The sequence below is a fragment of the Mycobacterium sp. IDUB_36 genome, assembly GCF_055419225.1.
In genome coordinates this window covers 549,858-567,126 of the sequence record NZ_JBVAXH010000001.1, presented here as the reverse complement: position 1 = coordinate 567,126, position 17,269 = coordinate 549,858, and the positions used below count along the sequence as shown (strand labels likewise).

Annotated in this window: 19 protein-coding genes; 13 read left to right on the top strand and 6 right to left on the bottom strand. The window is 66.5% G+C overall.

The features are described from left to right. Window positions 1–9: 9 nt before the first annotated feature. From dapB to ACZYW1_RS02695, 3 genes are read left to right on the top strand one after another with little or no spacing between them, the layout of a single operon-like run. Window positions 10–747 carry a 4-hydroxy-tetrahydrodipicolinate reductase gene (gene dapB / locus ACZYW1_RS02705; protein ID WP_463783053.1) on the top strand — a complete coding sequence of 246 codons (738 nt, stop codon included), beginning with the start codon at window positions 10–12 and terminating at the stop codon, window positions 745–747. Further along, window positions 744–1,208, top strand: a complete 465-nt coding sequence (locus ACZYW1_RS02700) for a hypothetical protein (protein WP_463783052.1) — start codon at window positions 744–746, stop codon at window positions 1,206–1,208. The genes dapB and ACZYW1_RS02700 overlap by 4 nt, the downstream gene beginning before the upstream one ends. Then, window positions 1,205–1,660 carry a flavodoxin family protein gene (locus ACZYW1_RS02695; RefSeq protein ID WP_463783051.1) on the top strand — a complete coding sequence of 152 codons (456 nt, stop codon included), beginning with the start codon at window positions 1,205–1,207 and terminating at the stop codon, window positions 1,658–1,660. The genes ACZYW1_RS02700 and ACZYW1_RS02695 overlap by 4 nt, the downstream gene beginning before the upstream one ends. Before the next feature lie 6 nt (window positions 1,661–1,666). On the opposite strand, the gene ACZYW1_RS02690 is transcribed toward ACZYW1_RS02695, so the two are convergent. From ACZYW1_RS02690 to ACZYW1_RS02680, 3 genes are all read right to left on the bottom strand, one after another. Beyond that, window positions 1,667–2,227 (bottom strand): cupin domain-containing protein, encoded by a 561-nt coding sequence (locus tag ACZYW1_RS02690; protein ID WP_463783049.1) that lies wholly within the window; start codon window positions 2,225–2,227, stop codon window positions 1,667–1,669. A gap of 9 nt (window positions 2,228–2,236) precedes the next feature. Continuing rightward, complete coding sequence (locus ACZYW1_RS02685; RefSeq protein WP_463783044.1) at window positions 2,237–2,914, bottom strand: cupin domain-containing protein; 678 nt, start codon at window positions 2,912–2,914, stop codon at window positions 2,237–2,239. Between the two features lie 62 nt (window positions 2,915–2,976). Further along, a complete protein-coding gene (locus ACZYW1_RS02680) occupies window positions 2,977–3,273 on the bottom strand; it encodes a CDGP domain-containing protein (protein WP_463783043.1) in 297 nt (98 codons plus the stop codon). Between the two features lie 155 nt (window positions 3,274–3,428). Between ACZYW1_RS02680 and ACZYW1_RS02675 the strand changes: the two genes are divergently transcribed. The 6 genes from ACZYW1_RS02675 to ACZYW1_RS02650 are packed head-to-tail and all read left to right on the top strand — an operon-like array spanning window position 3,429 to window position 11,521. After that, window positions 3,429–6,680: a carboxyl transferase domain-containing protein gene (locus tag ACZYW1_RS02675; RefSeq protein ID WP_463783041.1), complete on the top strand. Its 3,252-nt coding sequence runs from the start codon at window positions 3,429–3,431 to the stop codon at window positions 6,678–6,680. Then, entirely contained in the window at window positions 6,677–7,495 is an 819-nt protein-coding gene (locus ACZYW1_RS02670) for an SDR family oxidoreductase (protein WP_463783040.1), read from the top strand. The genes ACZYW1_RS02675 and ACZYW1_RS02670 overlap by 4 nt, the downstream gene beginning before the upstream one ends. After that, on the top strand, window positions 7,492–8,253 hold the full coding sequence (locus tag ACZYW1_RS02665) for an SDR family oxidoreductase (RefSeq protein WP_463783038.1): 762 nt from the start codon (window positions 7,492–7,494) through the stop codon (window positions 8,251–8,253). Before ACZYW1_RS02670 ends, ACZYW1_RS02665 begins: the two co-directional genes overlap by 4 nt. Next, window positions 8,250–9,434 (top strand): acyl-CoA dehydrogenase family protein, encoded by a 1,185-nt coding sequence (locus tag ACZYW1_RS02660; RefSeq protein WP_463783036.1) that lies wholly within the window; start codon window positions 8,250–8,252, stop codon window positions 9,432–9,434. Before ACZYW1_RS02665 ends, ACZYW1_RS02660 begins: the two co-directional genes overlap by 4 nt. Continuing rightward, entirely contained in the window at window positions 9,431–10,519 is a 1,089-nt protein-coding gene (locus ACZYW1_RS02655) for an acyl-CoA dehydrogenase family protein (protein ID WP_463783035.1), read from the top strand. The genes ACZYW1_RS02660 and ACZYW1_RS02655 overlap by 4 nt, the downstream gene beginning before the upstream one ends. A gap of 12 nt (window positions 10,520–10,531) precedes the next feature. Continuing rightward, the gene (locus ACZYW1_RS02650; RefSeq protein WP_463783033.1) at window positions 10,532–11,521 is read left to right on the top strand and encodes an aldo/keto reductase; all 990 of its coding nucleotides are present in this window, start codon (window positions 10,532–10,534) and stop codon (window positions 11,519–11,521) included. Here the strand turns inward: ACZYW1_RS02650 and ACZYW1_RS02645 are convergent. Then, complete coding sequence (locus tag ACZYW1_RS02645) at window positions 11,496–12,524, bottom strand: TIGR03617 family F420-dependent LLM class oxidoreductase (protein ID WP_463783031.1); 1,029 nt, start codon at window positions 12,522–12,524, stop codon at window positions 11,496–11,498. The genes ACZYW1_RS02650 and ACZYW1_RS02645 overlap by 26 nt on opposite strands. Window positions 12,525–12,599: 75 nt before the next feature. Continuing rightward, window positions 12,600–13,574, bottom strand: coding sequence for a GlxA family transcriptional regulator (locus ACZYW1_RS02640; protein ID WP_463783028.1), 975 nt, complete (start codon window positions 13,572–13,574; stop codon window positions 12,600–12,602). A 102-nt stretch (window positions 13,575–13,676) separates the two neighbouring features. On the opposite strand from ACZYW1_RS02640, the gene ACZYW1_RS02635 reads away from it, so the two are divergent. Then, window positions 13,677–14,327 (top strand): HD domain-containing protein, encoded by a 651-nt coding sequence (locus ACZYW1_RS02635; RefSeq protein ID WP_463783027.1) that lies wholly within the window; start codon window positions 13,677–13,679, stop codon window positions 14,325–14,327. A gap of 19 nt (window positions 14,328–14,346) precedes the next feature. Here the strand turns inward: ACZYW1_RS02635 and ACZYW1_RS02630 are convergent, their stop codons facing one another. Next, window positions 14,347–15,087, bottom strand: a complete 741-nt coding sequence (locus tag ACZYW1_RS02630) for a dienelactone hydrolase family protein (RefSeq protein ID WP_463783025.1) — start codon at window positions 15,085–15,087, stop codon at window positions 14,347–14,349. 194 nt (window positions 15,088–15,281) lie between these two features. Here ACZYW1_RS02630 and ACZYW1_RS02625 point away from each other — a divergent pair, with 194 nt between their 5' ends. From ACZYW1_RS02625 to ACZYW1_RS02615, 3 genes are all read left to right on the top strand, one after another. Then, window positions 15,282–16,082 (top strand): thymidylate synthase, encoded by an 801-nt coding sequence (locus ACZYW1_RS02625; protein ID WP_463783024.1) that lies wholly within the window; start codon window positions 15,282–15,284, stop codon window positions 16,080–16,082. Then, the gene (locus ACZYW1_RS02620; protein ID WP_463783022.1) at window positions 16,079–16,564 is read left to right on the top strand and encodes a dihydrofolate reductase; all 486 of its coding nucleotides are present in this window, start codon (window positions 16,079–16,081) and stop codon (window positions 16,562–16,564) included. The genes ACZYW1_RS02625 and ACZYW1_RS02620 overlap by 4 nt, the downstream gene beginning before the upstream one ends. 108 nt (window positions 16,565–16,672) lie before the next feature. Then, window positions 16,673–17,260, top strand: coding sequence for a cell division protein DivIVA (locus ACZYW1_RS02615; RefSeq protein WP_463783020.1), 588 nt, complete (start codon window positions 16,673–16,675; stop codon window positions 17,258–17,260). Window positions 17,261–17,269 lie beyond the last annotated feature (9 nt).

Here is a 17,269-nt window from a genome sequence, read left to right as displayed (position 1 = left end):
GTGTCTGACATGCGGGTAGCGGTGTTGGGGTCCAGGGGCAAGGTCGGTGCGACGATGGTGCAGGCGGTGCAGGCCGCCGACGATCTCGCGCTGTCGGCCGAGGTCGACGCCGGTGATGCGTTGAGCCTATTGACGGACAACAAGACCGAGGTCGTCATCGACTTCACCCACCCCGACGTCGTCATGCCTAATCTCGAGTTCTTGATCGACAACGGCATTCACGCCGTGGTGGGTACCACCGGGTTCACCGAAGAGCGGCTGCAGCAGGTGCGGGCGTGGTTGGCGGCCAAGCCCGGTGTCTCGGTGCTGATCGCACCCAATTTCGCCATCGGGGCGGTGCTGTCCATGCATTTCGCCAAGCAGGCCGCGCCGTTCTTCGAGTCGGTCGAAGTGATCGAGTTGCATCACCCGCAGAAGGCCGATGCGCCCTCGGGGACGGCGGCTCGAACCGCCGCGTTGATCGCCGAGGCGCGAAAAGACCTGCCGCCCAACCCGGATGCCACCAGCACGGGTCTGCCGGGCGCCCGCGGCGCCGACGTCGACGGTGTCCCGGTGCATTCGGTGCGGCTGGCCGGACTCGTCGCGCACCAGGAAGTGTTGTTCGGCACGTTGGGCGAGACCCTGACCATCCGGCACGACAGCATCGACCGCACCTCTTTCGTGCCCGGCGTCCTGCTGGCGGTCCGTCGGGTGGCCGAACATCCGGGCCTGACACTAGGAATCGAATCGTTGCTCGATCTGCAATGACCCCCACGCGGCGTGGTGTGCCCGTCCAGTTGATGATCGCGCTGATGTGCGCGGCGCTGCTGGCCTACATCGTGCTGCTGGGCAGGACCGCGATCCTGATGATCGGCTCCGGGGGTGGCGTCGCGGTCGCACTGGGGGCCGCGCTGCTGATCCTGCCCGCGATCGGGTTGTGGGCGATGGTCGCCACGCTGCGCGCGGGATTCGCGCATCAAAAACTGGCCCGCCTTGCCGCTGCCGACGGGATGGAGCTCGACGTGAGCGCGCTGCCGCGCCGTCCGTCGGGTCGCATCGAGCGTGCCGCCGCGGACGCGTTGTTCGCTGACGTACGTACCGAAGTGGAAACTCATCCGGGCGACTGGCGTCGCTGGTACCGACTGGCCCGCGCTTACGACTATGCGGGCGACCGCGGCCGTGCACGGGAAGCCATGAAGAAAGCTGTCGAGCTGCAGGGGCGCGAATGAGCAAGACGCTGTTGGTCGTTCACCACACCCCGTCTCCGGCCACTCGTGAGCTTCTCGAGGCGGTGCTGTCCGGCGCCAACGATCCCGACATCGACGGCGTGGACGTGATAGCACGTCCGGCGCTGGCGGCGACGGTTCCCGATCTGCTCGACGCGGACGGTTATCTGTTCGGCACGCCGGCGAACCTCGGTTACATGTCCGGCGCGCTGAAGCACTTCTTCGACACCGTCTACTACCCGGGGCTGGACCATGTGATGGGCCGGCCGTACGGTCTCTGGGTGCACGGCAACAATGACACCGTCGGCGCCGTGTCGTCGGTCGACAAGGTGGCGACGGGGCTGTCGCTGGCCAAAGCCGCTGACGCGCTGGAGATCACCGGCGCGATCGACGCCGGCGTCCGCGAGCGTGCCTACGAGTTGGGTGCAACGCTCGCGGCGACGCTGATGGAGTGATCGCGGTCAGTGCGGGCGCAAGATGGTGACGGCGTTGTCGAACTTCTTGAACGAGTTGAAGGTGTCCGCCGGAACACCGAAGATGGCCGACAACACCTGTGGCGGAATCTGACTCAGCGACTCGGCGATGCCGATGTTGTCCTTGTCCTCGGACGCACTGGAGTTCTGGATGATCAGCACGTCCAGATCCTCGGTGCCCAGGTTTTCGAAATAGTGCAGTGAACCCTGGGGGGCGAACACCAGGTCGTCGACGCGGGCCTCGAAGCTCTCGTGATTGCCGTTACCGTCGATCAGAACCCAGCTCGCGACGCCTTTCGTGACCAGGTTGATCTCCCAGGCGCTGGGATGCCAGTGTGGTTCACGAATACCGCCGGGCTGCAACGTGATCAGTTGAATGCTGGCCTCTTGGCCGGTGAGTATCGGGAAGTTCTGTTCGTGCGCCTGCCTTTGTGAGCCACCGTCGTATGTCGCCGGGGCCACGGCGCTCAGTCCGAACAGGTGCGACCGTGCGGCGATGGTCTCGGCGGGTATGCGGGGGTTGCCGAAGCGTTCGGCGTCATCAGTCATCGGTTGTCCCTACTGCCGTCTCAGGATCAGGATCGCTTTGTCGTGCTTGGTGAAGGAGTCGAAGGTCTTCGCGGGAACGCCGAACAGAGCCGAGAGCACCCGGGGCGGCAGTTTGCTGATCGACTCGCCGATGCCGATATTGTCTTTGGCCTCAGGCGCGCTGGTGTTCTGAACAATCACGATCTTCATGTCGTCTGAACCGCGGTTCTCGAAGTAGTGGAAGGAGCCCTGCGGGGCGAAGACAACATCGCCGACCTTCTGGTCGAAGTGCTCGTGGTTGCCGTTGCCGTCGACCAGGGACCAGCTGGCGACGCCTCTCGTGACGATGTTGATCTCCCAGGCGCTGGGATGCCAGTGTGGTTCACGAATACCGCCGGGCTGCAAGGTCAGCGAGACGATGCTGGCCGCTTGACCTTTGAGGATCGGGAAGCTCTCCTCGTCCGCCTGTTGGAAGTGTCCGCCGTCGAAGCTGCTGACCGGTGAGGCGCCGAGGTGGAACAGATGCGAGTGCGAGGTGATGGTCTCGGCAGGCAAACGTGGATCGCCGAAGCGTGCCGCGTCATCGGCCAGCGACACCTCGCCGTCGGTGTGCTGACCGGAGACCAGGTGATCGACGCCCACACCGGCCGCGGCGGCCGCGCCCGCCAAGCCCGCTCCGCCAAGGACTTTGCGACGGTTGATCGACATCCGCCGAAATTACCCCAGCAAGGAGACCCCGGCCACCGGTTAACCTCGTTCTGGTTGTGACGCTACGGGTCGATGTGGGACAACGGTGTCGCGAAGACGGGGTCGGCCAGCTTCGGAGGGTCGCCCACACTCATCGTGTTGCAATCGACCTCGGCCGGGTTCAGCGGGCCGCCGGGAAAGTACGTGACACACCGTTCCCACATGCCGTCGGAGTCGACGGGACTGTCACACATCTGTGCCAGTGGGTGGCCCGGCCATGCGGGGTTCAGGCACCCGGCGCCGGCGGGGGCCGCCGTGGCGGTCAATCCGGCCGCCGCGAGCACGCCGCCGACGGCTGCAATCAGGAAAGGCTTCGTCATCTCGTCCTTCGACTCGCTGCTGGATCCTCGGTGCGCGGCGGGGTCTGTGAGAGACCACACCCCGCGGGTCGGCACCCCGGCATGAAACTACTCGTTCCAGCCGGACGTGGGGGCCAATCGTGGGGCAATAGCGGCAGCGGCATGATGTGATCGGGATGGATGCCGAATTTGATCAGAGCCGATCCGGACAAGGACCGCCGTTGACGCGTCTGTTGATCGCCAACCGCGGTGAGATCGCGCTCCGAATCATCCGCACCGCAACCGAAATGGAGATCGGCACGGTCGCCGTCTACGCCGAGGACGACGCCGACAGCCCGCATGTGCATGCGGCGGACGAGGCGATCGCGCTGCCGGGCGCGGGACCGGCCGCTTATCTGGACCATGGCGCGATCCTGGCGGCGGCCAAGAACGCAGGCGCGGAGCTGGTGCATCCCGGCTACGGGTTCCTCAGCGAGCAATCCGAATTTGCGACGGCATGCCGGAGCGCAGGGTTGACCTTCGTCGGACCGGACGCCGCCGCACTGCAGTTGTTCGGTAACAAGTCCTCGGCCCGCACGGCGGCGACCGCGGCCGGGGTGCCGGTGCTGGCCGCCACCGACGGGCCGAGCAGCCTCGACGAGGTCCACGCGTTCGCGGCCACGCAGGGCAGCCCGATCGTGATCAAAGCGCTGTCCGGTGGCGGCGGTCGCGGAATGCGGATCGTCCGCAACGCCGAACAGATCGACGACGCCTACCGCCAGTGCGCCGCCGAAGCCGAACACGGTTTCGGCGACCCGGCGGTGTTCGCCGAAGCGCACCTGTCCGACGCCCGACACATCGAGGTGCAGGTCGTCGCCACCGCCGCTCGTGCGCTGGCACTGGGCGACCGCGACTGCAGCATTCAGCGACGACACCAGAAGCTCATCGAAATCGCACCGGCACAGGGTCTTTCCCCGACTCTGCGGCGCGATCTGCACCGGGCAGCGGTACGGCTGTGCGCGCGGGCCGACTACCGTGGCATCGCCACAGTCGAATTCCTGGTCAGCGGTGAACAATTCGTTTTCCTCGAGGTCAACCCGCGGATCCAGGTCGAGCACACGGTCACCGAAGAAGTCACCGGCGTCGACCTGGTGGCCGTGCAGCTTCGGATCGCCCTGGGTGCGCCATTTCACCAGTTGAGGTTGCCGGCCGGAGTGACAGCCGACGGCGACGACGTGGTCGGCGCGCTGGCCGCGGTGCGCGGTATCGCGATCCAGACCCGGGTCAACATGGAGACGATGGACGCCGACGGGACGGTGACGCCGGCGGCGGGCACCCTCGCGGCGTTCTCGCCGCCGAGCGGACCCGGAGTGCGGGTGGACACCTTCGGTCGTGCCGGGCTGACACCGAGCCCGCGATATGACTCGTTGCTGGCCAAGGTGATCACCCGGGTGCGCGGATCGTCGTTTTCCGCCGCGCTGCGCAAGGCGCAGACCGCGCTCGACGAATTCGGCGTCGAGGGCATCCGGACCAACATCAGCCTTCTCCGGGCGATCCTGTCGCACAGTGACACGCACGCCGGTCCGCTCACCACGAGCTTTGTCGACGACAACCTTCCCGCATTGCTGAGGGGCACACAGACCTGGAGTCACGAGACCCGGCTCGCGGCACCGGAGCTGTATCCCGGTGAGGAAGTGCTGCGCGCGCAGTTGGCCGGCACGGTGATCGAGGTTGCGACCGAGGGCAGTGAGCTGGCGGCGGGCCGGCAACTTGCGGTTGTGGAAGCGATGAAGATGCACCACGTGCTGACCGCTCCCGAAGCGCTGCGCGCGGTGCGGATACTGGTGACGCCCGGTCAGGTGATCGGGACCGGTGACCCGCTGGTGGTGTTCACCCGAACCGGCGACGGCAGCGGCGCCGACGACGTGGACGCGTTGGACCTCGACCACGATCGCGGCGATCTCGATGAGGTCCGGCGCCGACACCTGCTCACTCTCGACGAGGGTCGGCCGGCGGCGATCACCAAGCGGCACAACCAGAATCGACGCAGCGCGCGCGAGAACATCGACGACCTCGTCGACCCGGGGAGTTTCATCGAATACGGCGCGCTGGCCGTCGCCGCGCAGCGCAGCCGACGTTCGGAAGAGGACCTGATCGCCAACACGCCGGCCGACGGACTGGTTGCCGGGGTAGCCCGGATCGGCGGCGCCGAGGTTGCGGTGCTGTCCTACGACTACACGGTGCTCGCGGGCACCCAGGGCATGCGCAACCACGCCAAGACCGATCGGGTCTTCGACCTGGCCGCGCGCAAGCGGCTGCCCGTCGTGCTGTTCGCCGAGGGCGGGGGAGGGCGCCCCGGCGACACCGACGTCGCGACCATCGCCGGTCTCGACGTGCCGACCTTCCGTGCGCTCGGCGCGTTGAGCGGCCGGGTCCCGCTGGTCTCGATCGTCTCCGGTCGCTGCTTCGCCGGCAACGCCGCGCTGGCCGGCACCTGTGACGTGATCATCGCGACGCCGGAGGCGAACATCGGCATGGGCGGCCCCGCGATGATCGAGGGTGGGGGACTCGGCCGGTACCGGCCGGAAGACATCGGGCCGATCGATGTGCAGCGGCGCAACGGTGTCGTCGGGCTGGCCGCCCGCGACGAGGCGCACGCCGTTGCGCTGGCCAAGCGCTACCTGTCGTATTTCCAAGGCCGACAGGTCGACTGGGAGGCGCCTGACCCGCGACGCGCCCGACATGTGGTGCCGGAGAATCGGTTACGGGCCTACGACGTCCACCACGCTGTCGAGACGGTGGCCGACGTCGGATCTGTTCTCGAGTTGCGGGCCGATTACGGCGTCGGCATATTCACCGCACTCGTACGGGTGGAGGGCGTGCCGTTCGGCGTGGTCGCCAACAGCAGTCATCACCTCGGTGGCGCCATCGACGCCGAGGCCGCCGACAAGATGGGCGATTTCCTGACGCTCTGCGAATCGGCTGGGCTGCCGATCATTTCGTTGTGCGACACACCGGGCTTCATGGTCGGCCCGGACGCCGAGGTCGATGCCGCGGTGCGGCGGTTCAGCAGACTGTTCATCGTCGGCGCGCGGCTGACCGTGCCGTTCGGCATGGTGATCCTGCGCAAAGGCTATGGGCTGGGCGCAATGGCGATGGCGGGCGGGTCTTTTCGTGCCCCGCTGTTCACCGTCGCCTGGCCGACCGGGGAGATCGGCGGCATGGGCCTCGAGGGTGCGGTCCGGCTGGGATTCAGCAAGGAACTGGCCGCCGTCGAGGACCCCACCGAACGTCAGGCACTGTTCGACACGTTGGTCGCGGCCGCGTACCAGCATGGGAAGGCGCTGACCTCGGCGACGACGTTCGAACTCGACGACGTGATAGACCCGGCGGATACCCGGGGATGGATCATCAGGCTGCTGCACAAAGAAGAAGGGAGTCGCTCGTGAAAGTTGCCGACAAGGTCGCCATCGTCACCGGCGGTGGCAACGGTATCGGCGCGGCGCTGGCGGCAAAGCTGGCGCAGCAGGATGCCCGGGTGGTTGTCGCCGACCTGGACGGCGCCGCCGCGCAGGCGGTGGCCGACGGGATCAATGCCGAGCGGCCCGGTGTGGCCGTCGCCTCCGGTGGTGACGTCTCCGACAGTGCACATATCCAGCGCTTGATCGCGTTGGCAAACACGACATTCGGGCCCGTCGACTTGTATTTCGCGAACGCCGGCATCACCGGGGTGTCCGGCCTCGAGGTGAGCGACGCGGAGTGGGATCAGTCCCTGGACGTCAACCTGCGGGCCCACATCCGGGCGGCGCAATTGCTGGTGCCCGCGTGGGTCGAACGTGGCGAGGGATATTTCATCAGCACCGCCTCGGCTGCCGGGCTGCTCACCCAACTCGGGTCGGCCACCTACTCGGTGACCAAGCACGCTGCGGTCGGCTTCGCCGAGTGGTTGAACATCACCTTCGGCGACCAGGGCGTGCGGGTCAGTTGCCTGTGCCCGATGGGCGTCAACACCAAATTGCTGTATTCCCCAGGGGAGTCCGACGACCCGTTGGCCCGGCTCGCGACTCGTGCCGTCACCTCCGCGGGTGACGTGATCGAGCCGGCCGACGTCGCCGAGATCGTGCTCGCCGCGGTCGACGACGAGCACTTCCTGATCCTGCCGCACCCCGCCGTGCTGGAAATGTACCGGCACAAGGGCGCCGACTATGACCGCTGGCTGCGCGGCATGCGTCGCTACCAACACAGCCTGATGGAGGCACTATGACCACACCGAACTTCAACGGCCGCACCGCGATCATCACCGGCGGATCCCGCGGGATCGGGCTGGCCGTCGCGCAACGGCTGGCGCTCGGTGGTGCGAACATCGTGCTGACGTCCCGCAAACAGGAGAGTGCTGATGCCGCGGCCGAGCAAGTCGGCGGCAATGCGGTCGGCGTCGCGGCCCACGCGGTCGACGAGGACGCCGCCCGGCATTGCGTCGATCTGACGCTCGACCGGTTCGGCAGCATCGACATCCTGGTCAACAACGCCGGCACCAACCCGGCTTACGGTCCGCTGATCGACCAGGACCATGCCCGCTTCTCGAAGACCTTCGACGTCAATCTGTGGGCTCCGCTGTTGTGGACCTCGCTGGCCGCCAAGGCCTGGATGCGAGAGCACGGCGGCGCGATCGTCAACACCGCCTCGATCGGCGGCATGCACCAGGCGCCGAACATGGGCATGTACAACGCGACCAAGGCCGCATTGATCCACGTGACAAAGCAACTGGCACTTGAACTTTCACCAAAGGTGAGAGTGAACGCGATCGCCCCGGGTGTGGTTCGGACCAAGCTGGCCGAGGCGCTGTGGAAAGACCACGAGGATCTGGTGTCGGGAGGTACCGCGCTGGGACGCATCGGTGAACCACCCGACGTGGCGGCGGCGGTGGCATTCCTGGTCTCCGATGAGTCGAGCTGGATCACCGGCGAGACCCTGGTGCTGGACGGCGGCCGGTTACTCGGCGACCCGGCGGGCTTCCGATGAGCGCCGCGGACGTGCGGGCCCGGGTGCGGGTGCTGCTCGAGCAACATGACCCCAAAGGAACCGACCCGCACGAATTCCTCGGCGCGCGCTTCGACGCCGGACTGGCCTGGGTGCATTTTCCGGTCGGGTCGGGCGGCCTGGATCTGTCGCGCAATTTCCAGGCAGCGGTCGAAGAAGAACTGACCGCCGCGGGTGCGCCGCCCGGTGGCGGCGGCGCCCGCAACGGAATCGGGATGGGTATGGCGGCGCCGACCATCGCCGCGTTCGGCACCGAAGAGCAGCGGCGAAACTTCCTGCGGCCGTTGTTCACCGGCGAACACATCTACTGTCAGCTGTTCAGCGAGCCGGGGGCGGGGTCTGACCTGGCCGGGGTGGCAACCCGTGCAGTGCGTGACGGTGACGGCTGGATCGTCAACGGGCAGAAGGTCTGGACGTCGAGCGCGCAGAACGCGCAGCGGGCGATCCTGGTGGCCCGAACCGATCCGAGCGTCCCCAAACACCAAGGCCTGACCTATTTCGTCCTCGACATGACCGACCCGGGTGTCGACGTGCGGCCGCTTCGACAGATCACCGGCGAGGCCGAGTTCAACGAAGTGTTCCTGACCGACGTACGAGTGCCCGACGCCCATCGCCTGGGCGCCGAGGGCGGTGGCTGGAAGGTCGCCACCACGACACTGAACAACGAGCGGGTGGCGATCGGCTCGATGGCCGGCGGAACTCGCGAAAGCGGAATCATCGGCAAGGTCACCGAGGCCTGGCGCGCCCGACCGGAATTGCGCAACGCCGCAATGCACGACGAGTTGATGCGGCTATGGGTGGACGCCGAGGTCACTCGCCTGACCGGTCTGCGGCTGCGGCAGCGACTGGCGGTCGGTCAGCCCGGCCCCGAGGGCGCCGGAATGAAAGTGACGTTCGCCAAACTGGCGCAGGCGGTGTCGGGGTTCGAGATTGAACTCCACCCGGAGCAGGGACTGCGGTACGACGACTGGACCATGCGGCAACCCGATGCGGTCGACTTCATCGGCCGCGAACCCGGATACCGCTACCTACGCGCCAAAGGCAACTCGATCGAAGGCGGTACCTCGGAGATCCTGCGCAACACCATCGCCGAGCGCATTCTCGGCCTTCCACCGGAACACCGGGTCGACAAGGATGTCGCCTACAAGGATCTGGAACGATGAGCGATCTGCTGTACTCCGACACCGAAGAAGCATTGCGGGACAGCGTGCGACGGCTGTTCGCCGACCGGTGTTCACCCGAGGCCATCGCATCGGTGTACGACGATGCGCCACAAAACTTTTCCGGCCTGTGGCGGGCACTGACCGTCGACCTCGGTCTGTCCGGTCTCCTGGTGCCCGAAGAATTGGGCGGAGCGGGCGCGACCGCCCGTGAGGCCGCCGTCGTGATGGAGGAGATCGGCCGTGCCGTCGCGCCGGTGCCGTACCTGACCAGCGCGGTGGTGGCCACCGTGGCACTGCTTCAGTCCGGAGACACCGCGACTGTCAAAGACCTTGCGTCCGGTGCGCTCACCGCCGCGCTGGCCGTGCCGATCTCCACCGCACCCGGTGATGCGATCACCGGGGTGAGCCCGGGTATCACCGGTCGCGTCACCAGCGTCGCCGGCGCCCTCGATGCCGACGTACTGCTGGTTCCGGTCGACGAACCCGACGGCGTGCAGTTGCACTCTGTCGCCCGCGACGCGGCAGGGGTGAGCGTGTCACCAGTCCTGAGCCTGGACATGACGAGGCCCCTTGCCGATGTCGAGTTCTCCGATGCCGCCTCGACACCTGTCGGCGCGGCAACGGCCGACGTCGCGATCTCCGTTGCGCTGGAAACCGGTGCGGCGCTGCTCGCTTCGGAGCAACTGGGCATCGCGCAGTGGTGTTTCGAGACCACGTTGGCGTATGCCAAGCAGCGCAAGCAGTTCGGCCGGGCGATCGGCTCGTACCAGGCCATCAAGCATCGGCTGGCGGATCTGTGGATCGAGGTCAACTCGGCTGCGGCGGCAGCCCGCTACGCCGCCGACACCTGCGCCCGTCAAGACGGCGACGCGTCCATCGCGGCGGCGGTCGCACAGGCCTATTGCAGCGGCGCCGCCGTGCACGCTGCTGAGGAGTGCGTCCAACTGCACGGTGGGCTGGGCATGACGTGGGAGTATCCCGCGCATCTGTATCTGAAGCGGGCCAAGAGCGACCAGTTGGCGCTCGGCACCGCCTACCGTCACCGCGCCCGGTTGGCCGGGTTGGTGGATTTACCGGCGTCGTAGGAGCAGTAGCGCATGGACACCCGCATTCTGGGCCGCGATCTCGAGGTTTCGGCAATTGGGTTGGGCTGCATGGGAATGAGTCGCGGCTTCGGCCCGTCAGGGCCCAGGACCGAGATGATCGGGGTGTTGCGCGGTGCGGTCGAGCGCGGTGTCACGTTCTTCGACACCGCAGAAGCGTACGGCGACAACGAGGAGCTGGTCGGTGAGGCGCTGGCTCCGTTCGCCGGCCAGGTGGTGATCGCGACCAAATTCGGCTTTGCCTTCGGAGCCGACGGCAATATCGGCGGGCTGAACAGCCGACCCGAGCACATCAAAGAGTTAACTGAAAACTCTTTGCGGCGCCTGAAAGTGGAGACGATCGACCTGCTCTACCAACACCGGGTCGACCCCGATGTCCCGATCGAGGATGTCGCCGGGACGGTCAAGGAGCTGATCGACAGCGGAAAGGTGAAGCACTTCGGGTTGTCGGAGGCATCGGCGCAGAACATTCGGCGCGCTCACGGCGTGCAACCGGTGACGGCACTACAGAGCGAATATTCGTTGTGGTGGCGTGAGCCGGAGAGTCCGGAGACCGGCGTGCTGTCGACGCTGTCCGAACTCGGCATCGGCTTCGTGCCCTACAGCCCGCTCGGTAAGGGCTTTCTCACCGGAAACATCAGCCAGAGCACGCAATTCGACAGTGCCGACATCCGCAACAGCATCCCGCGTTTTGCCGCCGACGTCCGCGAGGCCAATCGCGCCGTCGTCGACTTGCTGCAGACGATCGCCGACCGGAAGGGCGCCACGCCCGGTCAGATCGCGCTGGCCTGGCTCCTGGCTCAGCAACCGTGGATCGTGCCGATCCCCGGCACCCGGCGTCTGGAGCGTTTGGAAGAGAACCTCGGGTCGGCCGACATCGAGCTCAGCGACGAAGACCTCCGCGAGATCAGCACCGCCTCGGCGGGTATCGAGGTGCAGGGCGCGCGCTATCCGGACTTCATGCAGAAATTGATCGGGCGCTGACCCGACGGGCGATCTCGCCGTAGCGCTCGAAACGGTCCGGATCGCCGACGGCGTTGTACAGCACCAGCCGGGTGGCCGTTGCGGAATACTTCTCGATCAGCTTGTCGGCCAACGTGTCCCACGTCGATTCGGTGGCGAACACCGCGATGTGGTCATCGCTGACCTGGGCGGCCATCCCGGCGAAATCGCCGGCTTTCTGCTTTTCCCGGATCCGGGCGGTGGTGCCCTCGAAGCCGGCTTCATCCCAGATGAACGCGTAGTTGGGGGTGCTGCCGTAGAACGCCATGCTGGCGCGAACCGATTCGCGTTGCCTGTCGCGTTCCTCATCGGTGTCCCCGACGATCGTCAAGACCGGGACGATGATCGCGATGTCGGATGGAGACCGGCCCAGGTTATGTGCTCCCTCAGCGACTTTCGGCAACACGTGGCGCGCGATGTAGCCGGGCTCTCCGATCGGATGGACGTGCACTCCGTCGGCGACTTCGCCGGCCATGCGGAGCATCCACGGGTTCACCGCGGCGATGTCGACTTTGGGGTCGGGCGCATCGATGGGCCCCGCACTCCACTGGGGGGTGATGAAGTCCAGATCGTAGAACTCGCCGTGGTGGTCGAGCTTGCCGGACCGAAATGCCGAGAAGCACGCCTTGACCGACAGCAGATAGTCGCGTAGCCGCGGACCCGGCCGCTCGAAATCCACGCCGTAGCGCCGAACAACGTGGGTGCGTACTTGCGTGCCGAGGCCCAGGCGGAAGTTGCCGCCCGACGCCTCCTGCAGTTCCCACGCCGCGGCCGCGGTGACGAACGGGCTTCGCGGAAACGCCACCGCGACTCCGGTCGAGAGTTCGAGACCCGGCGCGGACTGCGATGCCACCGCGGCATTCAGGTAGGCGGTGCGCCCGGTCTCGGTGAACAGCAAGCCGGAGAAGCCGACGGCCTGGGTCCGCCTGGCCAGCTCACCGATCTGACCGAGCGGTTGCGGGACCGTCATCGCATCGACGTGCATGGCGGATCAGTATGCGCGCAATGGCTGCGAATTCCCACCAAACTCGTTGGAGCAGCGGTCGATGACCGAGAGGTGTCAGCTGCGGGCCGCGGTGCGAAAACGTTCGCGGTAGGCCTTCGGTGACACGCCGAGATGATCCACGAACACGCGCCGAAGACTCTCGGTGCTGCCGAATCCCGCCATACGCGCGGTGTCGGCGACGCTGTGGCCGGCATCCAGCGCGGCGCGGGCGGCATCGATGCGCACCGTTTCGACGTAGCGGGCCGGTGTCGTCCCGAGCTCGGACTGAAACAAGCGAGTGAGCTGCCGTGTACTCAGGGACGCCAGCGCGGCAAGGCTGTTCACGCTGTGATCGGCTGCGGGAGTGGCCGAAATGGCATCGGTGACCTTACGCAGTGGGGATTGCGGCGGGACGGCCGACTCGACCAGCACCGAGAATTGCGACTGGCCACCCGCTCGCTTGAGGTACACGACCAACCATCGAGCCACGGAGCGGACCAGTTCGACGCCGTAGTCCATTTCGACCAGGGCCAGGGCCAGGTCGATGCCCGATGAGATTCCCGCCGAGGTGTAGACATCTCCGTCGCGGACGAAGATCGCATCCGGCTCGACCGTGACAGCGGGGAACGCCCGCGCGAACAATCGGACATCGTGCCAATGGGTGGTGGCTCGCCGACCGTCGAGGAGGCCGGCCTGCGCGAGGATGAACGATCCCGTGCAGATCGACGCCAATCGCCGGGTCCTTGCGGCGACGGTCTTGATCGCGTCGACAAGCCCGGGATCGATGGGGCGCCGGGGCAGATTGTCGCTGCCGGCCACCATGACGGTGTCGGCCGACTCGATCGATCCGATCGCTGTCGTAACGCCTAGTCGCGTCCCGATCGACGTGGTCACGTCACGGCCGTCCACCGATGCGAAAAGAAGCCGGTAGTCGGCGCCGAACCGATTGGCCTCGGCGAAAACCTCACCCGCTCCCGCCACGTCGAGCATCGTCACGTCGTCGAACACGACGATGACCACCACTCGCGACTGCGCCTGGGCTTCCGCCACCGACTCATTGTGTCGCAATCCGTGGGAAAGACGGCTGTTACGCCTCATGCGCCGTGACCGCCAGCCGTTCCACACTGAGTGCACCAGACGAAAGGAACGATCATGGCCGTTGAGTCCATCGACACCGTCGCGGGTATCCGCGTGCCCGACAGCGCGCTGGCGCACGAAGTCACCGAGTTCGTCCGCGATGCCGAAGATGAGTTGCTGTTCAACCATTCCCGCCGGGTGTACTTCTTCGGGGCCCTGCAGGGGCAGCGGCGCGGGCTGCGGCCGGATCTCGAATTGCTCTACGCCGCAGCAATGTTCCACGACCTGGGCTTGACCGAGCGTTACCGCTCGTCCAGCATCCGCTTCGAGGTCGACGGTGCCAATGCGGCCCGGGACTTCTTGACGGCCCGTGGCTTTGACGAATCCGGCGCCGCGACGGTGTGGCTCGGTATCGCGCTGCACACCACTCCCGGTGTGCCCGAATTCCTGGCGCCGGAAGTCGCCTTACTGCAGGCCGGCGTGGAGGTCGACGTGGTCGGGGTGGGGCGCGCGGAGTTGGCGCCCGAAGCGCTGGCCGCGGTGACCGCCGCCCACCCGCGCCCGGAATTCAAGCAGCGCATCCTGGCGGCCTTCAACGACGGAATGAAGCGCCGGCCACAGACCACCTTCGGCACCATGAACGCCGACGTGCTGGCGCATTTCGATCCCGCGTTCGAAGGTGTCGACTTCGTCGACCGGATCTTGCACAACAGCTGGCCCGAATAACGGTCAGGCCGGTCGGTGTCTAGGCGCCGAGGTTTGCCCCGAAAAAGTCGCGCGTCGCCGACCAGTGCCGCTCGGCCGCGTCAGCGTCATAGGTCGGGTTGTCTGGCACCGCGTAACCGTGCCCGGCGGCATAGGTCTCGATGGTGTGCCGCACCCCCGCCGCGGTGAGCGCCTTTTCCAGCTGTTCGGCGTGGTCGGCGGTGAATGACGCGTCATTCTCCGCGCCGCCCACATAAATCGCCGCCTGAATCCGGTCGGCCCGCAGATGCGGGCTGTCGGCGCCCTCGGTGACCAGTCCACCGCCGTGGAACGAGGCCGCCGCGCCCACCCGGTCCGGGACCAGCCCGGCGACCGTCAGCGCCGCCCGGCCGCCCATGCAGTATCCGGTGAAGCCGAACGTGGTGCCGCTGACGTCGGGCCGGGCCGCCAGATAGTCGAAGTACGCGTTCGCGTCGGACGCCCAATTCTCAGCGCTGATGCCGCTGATGAACGAATACAGCCGCTTGCGCTCGCTCTCGTCGCTGAACACGGTCTTCATGTCGAACGGGGCCCAATCGCCCTGGCGGTAATACACGTCGGGCAGCAGCACCGCGTAGCCGGAATCGGCCAGTGTGGCGGCCATGTCATTGAAGGTCGGCCGGACCCCGCCGGCGTCGGGAATCATGACAACGCCAGGCCAGGGGCCCTGGCCGTCAGGGGTGAACAGTCGCACGGGAACGGAGCCATCGGCGGTGGTGATGGTGTCGGTGATGTTGGGCATGACGTCCGTTCTACTCCCTGGAACTGGGCGCTGGTCAACGGCGTCAACCCGTTGACGCGTGTAATCGCCGCGGGGTTTTTTGACGTCGACCCGCCGCGTCCGGCTTCGCCGGCCTTGCGATCGCCGCCGGGTTTGTGGCGTCGACCCGCCGCGTCCGGCTTCGCCGGCCTTGCGATCGCCGCTAAGGTAAACGCGTGCCGATTCCCACCCCGTACGAGGACCTTCTGCGGCTGGTACTCGAGCAGGGCACACCGAAGTCCGACCGCACTGGCACCGGTACCCGCAGCCTGTTCGGCCATCAGATGCGCTTCGACCTGGCCGAGGGTTTCCCTCTGATCACCACCAAAAAGGTGCATCTGAAATCGGTGGTCTACGAACTGTTGTGGTTCTTGCGCGGCGACTCCAATGTGAGCTGGTTGCACGACCACGGTGTATCGATCTGGGATGAATGGGCCAGCGACACAGGCGATCTCGGCCCTGTGTACGGAGTGCAGTGGAGATCGTGGCCGACACCGTCCGGTGATCACGTCGACCAGATCACCGCGGCGCTGGATTTGCTCAAGACCGACCCGGACTCACGGCGCATCATCGTCTCGGCGTGGAACGTCGGAGAGATCCCACAGATGGCGCTGGCTCCGTGCCACGCGCTGTTCCAGTTCTACGTCGCCGACGGTCGGCTCAGCTGCCAGCTCTATCAGCGCAGCGCCGACCTGTTTCTCGGCGTGCCCTTCAACATCGCCAGCTACGCGCTGCTGACCCACATGATGGCCGCGCAAGCCGGCCTGGATGTCGGCGACTTCGTCTGGACCGGCGGCGACTGCCACATCTATGACAACCACGTCGAACAGGTCACCGAGCAGCTGACCCGCGACGCCCGCCCATATCCGAAACTGGTTCTTGCACCGCGTAACTCGATATTCGACTACACCTACGACGACGTCGTGGTGGAGGACTACCATCCGCATCCGGCGATCAAAGCGCCGGTCGCTGTATGAGTGGACTCGGCCTGATCTGGGCGCAGTCGACCTCGGGAGTGATCGGGCGGGACGGCGACATCCCCTGGAAAGTCCCCGAGGACCTGATCCGCTTCAAAGAGGTCACGCTGGGACACACGGTGGTGATGGGTCGTCTGACCTGGGATTCGCTTCCGCCGAGATTCCGGCCGCTTCCGGGACGCCGAAATGTCGTCCTGACTCACCAGGATGACTTCGTGGCAGAGGGTGCAGCGGTGGTGCACCGCCTCGACGATGCGCTGACCGACCCGGAGGCGTGGGTGATCGGCGGCGGACAGATCTATGCCCTGGCATTGCCCCAGGCACGTCGGTGTGAGGTCACCGAAATCGACATCGACCTGCCCCGTGATGACGGCGATGCGGTGGCACCGGTGCTCGACGAGCACTGGGTCGGCACGCCCGGTGAGTGGCACACCAGCCGCGCCGGGGTGCGATACCGGTTTCACAGCTACCAACGCGCGTGACCTGCGCCAAAGGGCAGGCCTGACACAATCGGACTGGTTATGCCCGTCAGCTCTGCAGAGGGGGGAACCGTCGTGGAACCCGAGACCGAAGTGTTCAGTCGTACTTTTATGGGATATCGGCCGGCTGCGGTCGATGCGCACGTGGAGATGCTGACTACCAAGCAGCAAATGCTGCTCGCCGATGTCGAGAGCCTGAGGGTGAAGTTGGGAGAGCTCGGCGACGAAGCCGCTTCGCTACGTAAGGAAGTCTCGCTACTGGCCGACACTTCACCGTCGCCTCATGCGGTGCAACAGCGCATGGCGCAGATGCTCCGGCGAGCGGTCGACGAAGTATCGGAGATGCGAGTCGAAGCACAGGCCGAGGCCGACGCCATCGTCGCACAGGCCGAGGTCGAGGCGGAGGCAGTCACCGCGCGACGCGGAGCCATGGAGGCCGAGTATGCGGAGGCCAAAGGGTTGCTCGACCGCGAGCTGGCCGAGCTGAGCGCCGACGCTCACCAAGCGCGAGAGCGTCTTCTCGCCGACGCCAAGCGGGAAGCCGACGAGTACCGCGAGCAGGCCGAGCGGGCCGTGGCCCAGGCCAGTCGCCAGCGGATCGACATCCTCGAGCAACTGATGGGTGTCTACCGCGACCTCGACGACGTTCCAGCCACGCTCGAATCGGCGTATCGGGAGCTGAAGGTGCCGGCGAACTAGTATCCTCGG

Bases quoted from the DNA above. Each gene is read 5' to 3' on its own strand.
- ACZYW1_RS02675 (WP_463783041.1), top strand. From the start codon at position 3,429: ATGGATGCCGAATTTGATCAGAGCCGATCCGGACAAGGACCGCCGTTG.
- ACZYW1_RS02645 (WP_463783031.1), bottom strand. From the start codon at position 12,524: ATGCACGTCGATGCGATGACGGTCCCGCAACCGCTCGGTCAGATCGGT.
- ACZYW1_RS02655 (WP_463783035.1), top strand. From the start codon at position 9,431: ATGAGCGATCTGCTGTACTCCGACACCGAAGAAGCATTGCGGGACAGC.
- ACZYW1_RS02660 (WP_463783036.1), top strand. From the start codon at position 8,250: ATGAGCGCCGCGGACGTGCGGGCCCGGGTGCGGGTGCTGCTCGAGCAA.
- ACZYW1_RS02630 (WP_463783025.1), bottom strand. From the start codon at position 15,087: ATGCCCAACATCACCGACACCATCACCACCGCCGATGGCTCCGTTCCC.
- ACZYW1_RS02635 (WP_463783027.1), top strand. From the start codon at position 13,677: ATGGCCGTTGAGTCCATCGACACCGTCGCGGGTATCCGCGTGCCCGAC.
- ACZYW1_RS02665 (WP_463783038.1), top strand. From the start codon at position 7,492: ATGACCACACCGAACTTCAACGGCCGCACCGCGATCATCACCGGCGGA.
- ACZYW1_RS02685 (WP_463783044.1), bottom strand. From the start codon at position 2,914: ATGTCGATCAACCGTCGCAAAGTCCTTGGCGGAGCGGGCTTGGCGGGC.
- dapB (WP_463783053.1), top strand. From the start codon at position 10: ATGCGGGTAGCGGTGTTGGGGTCCAGGGGCAAGGTCGGTGCGACGATG.
- ACZYW1_RS02695 (WP_463783051.1), top strand. From the start codon at position 1,205: ATGAGCAAGACGCTGTTGGTCGTTCACCACACCCCGTCTCCGGCCACT.
- ACZYW1_RS02620 (WP_463783022.1), top strand. From the start codon at position 16,079: ATGAGTGGACTCGGCCTGATCTGGGCGCAGTCGACCTCGGGAGTGATC.
- ACZYW1_RS02680 (WP_463783043.1), bottom strand. From the start codon at position 3,273: ATGACGAAGCCTTTCCTGATTGCAGCCGTCGGCGGCGTGCTCGCGGCG.
- ACZYW1_RS02690 (WP_463783049.1), bottom strand. From the start codon at position 2,227: ATGACTGATGACGCCGAACGCTTCGGCAACCCCCGCATACCCGCCGAG.
- ACZYW1_RS02700 (WP_463783052.1), top strand. From the start codon at position 744: ATGACCCCCACGCGGCGTGGTGTGCCCGTCCAGTTGATGATCGCGCTG.
- ACZYW1_RS02615 (WP_463783020.1), top strand. From the start codon at position 16,673: ATGGGATATCGGCCGGCTGCGGTCGATGCGCACGTGGAGATGCTGACT.
- ACZYW1_RS02650 (WP_463783033.1), top strand. From the start codon at position 10,532: ATGGACACCCGCATTCTGGGCCGCGATCTCGAGGTTTCGGCAATTGGG.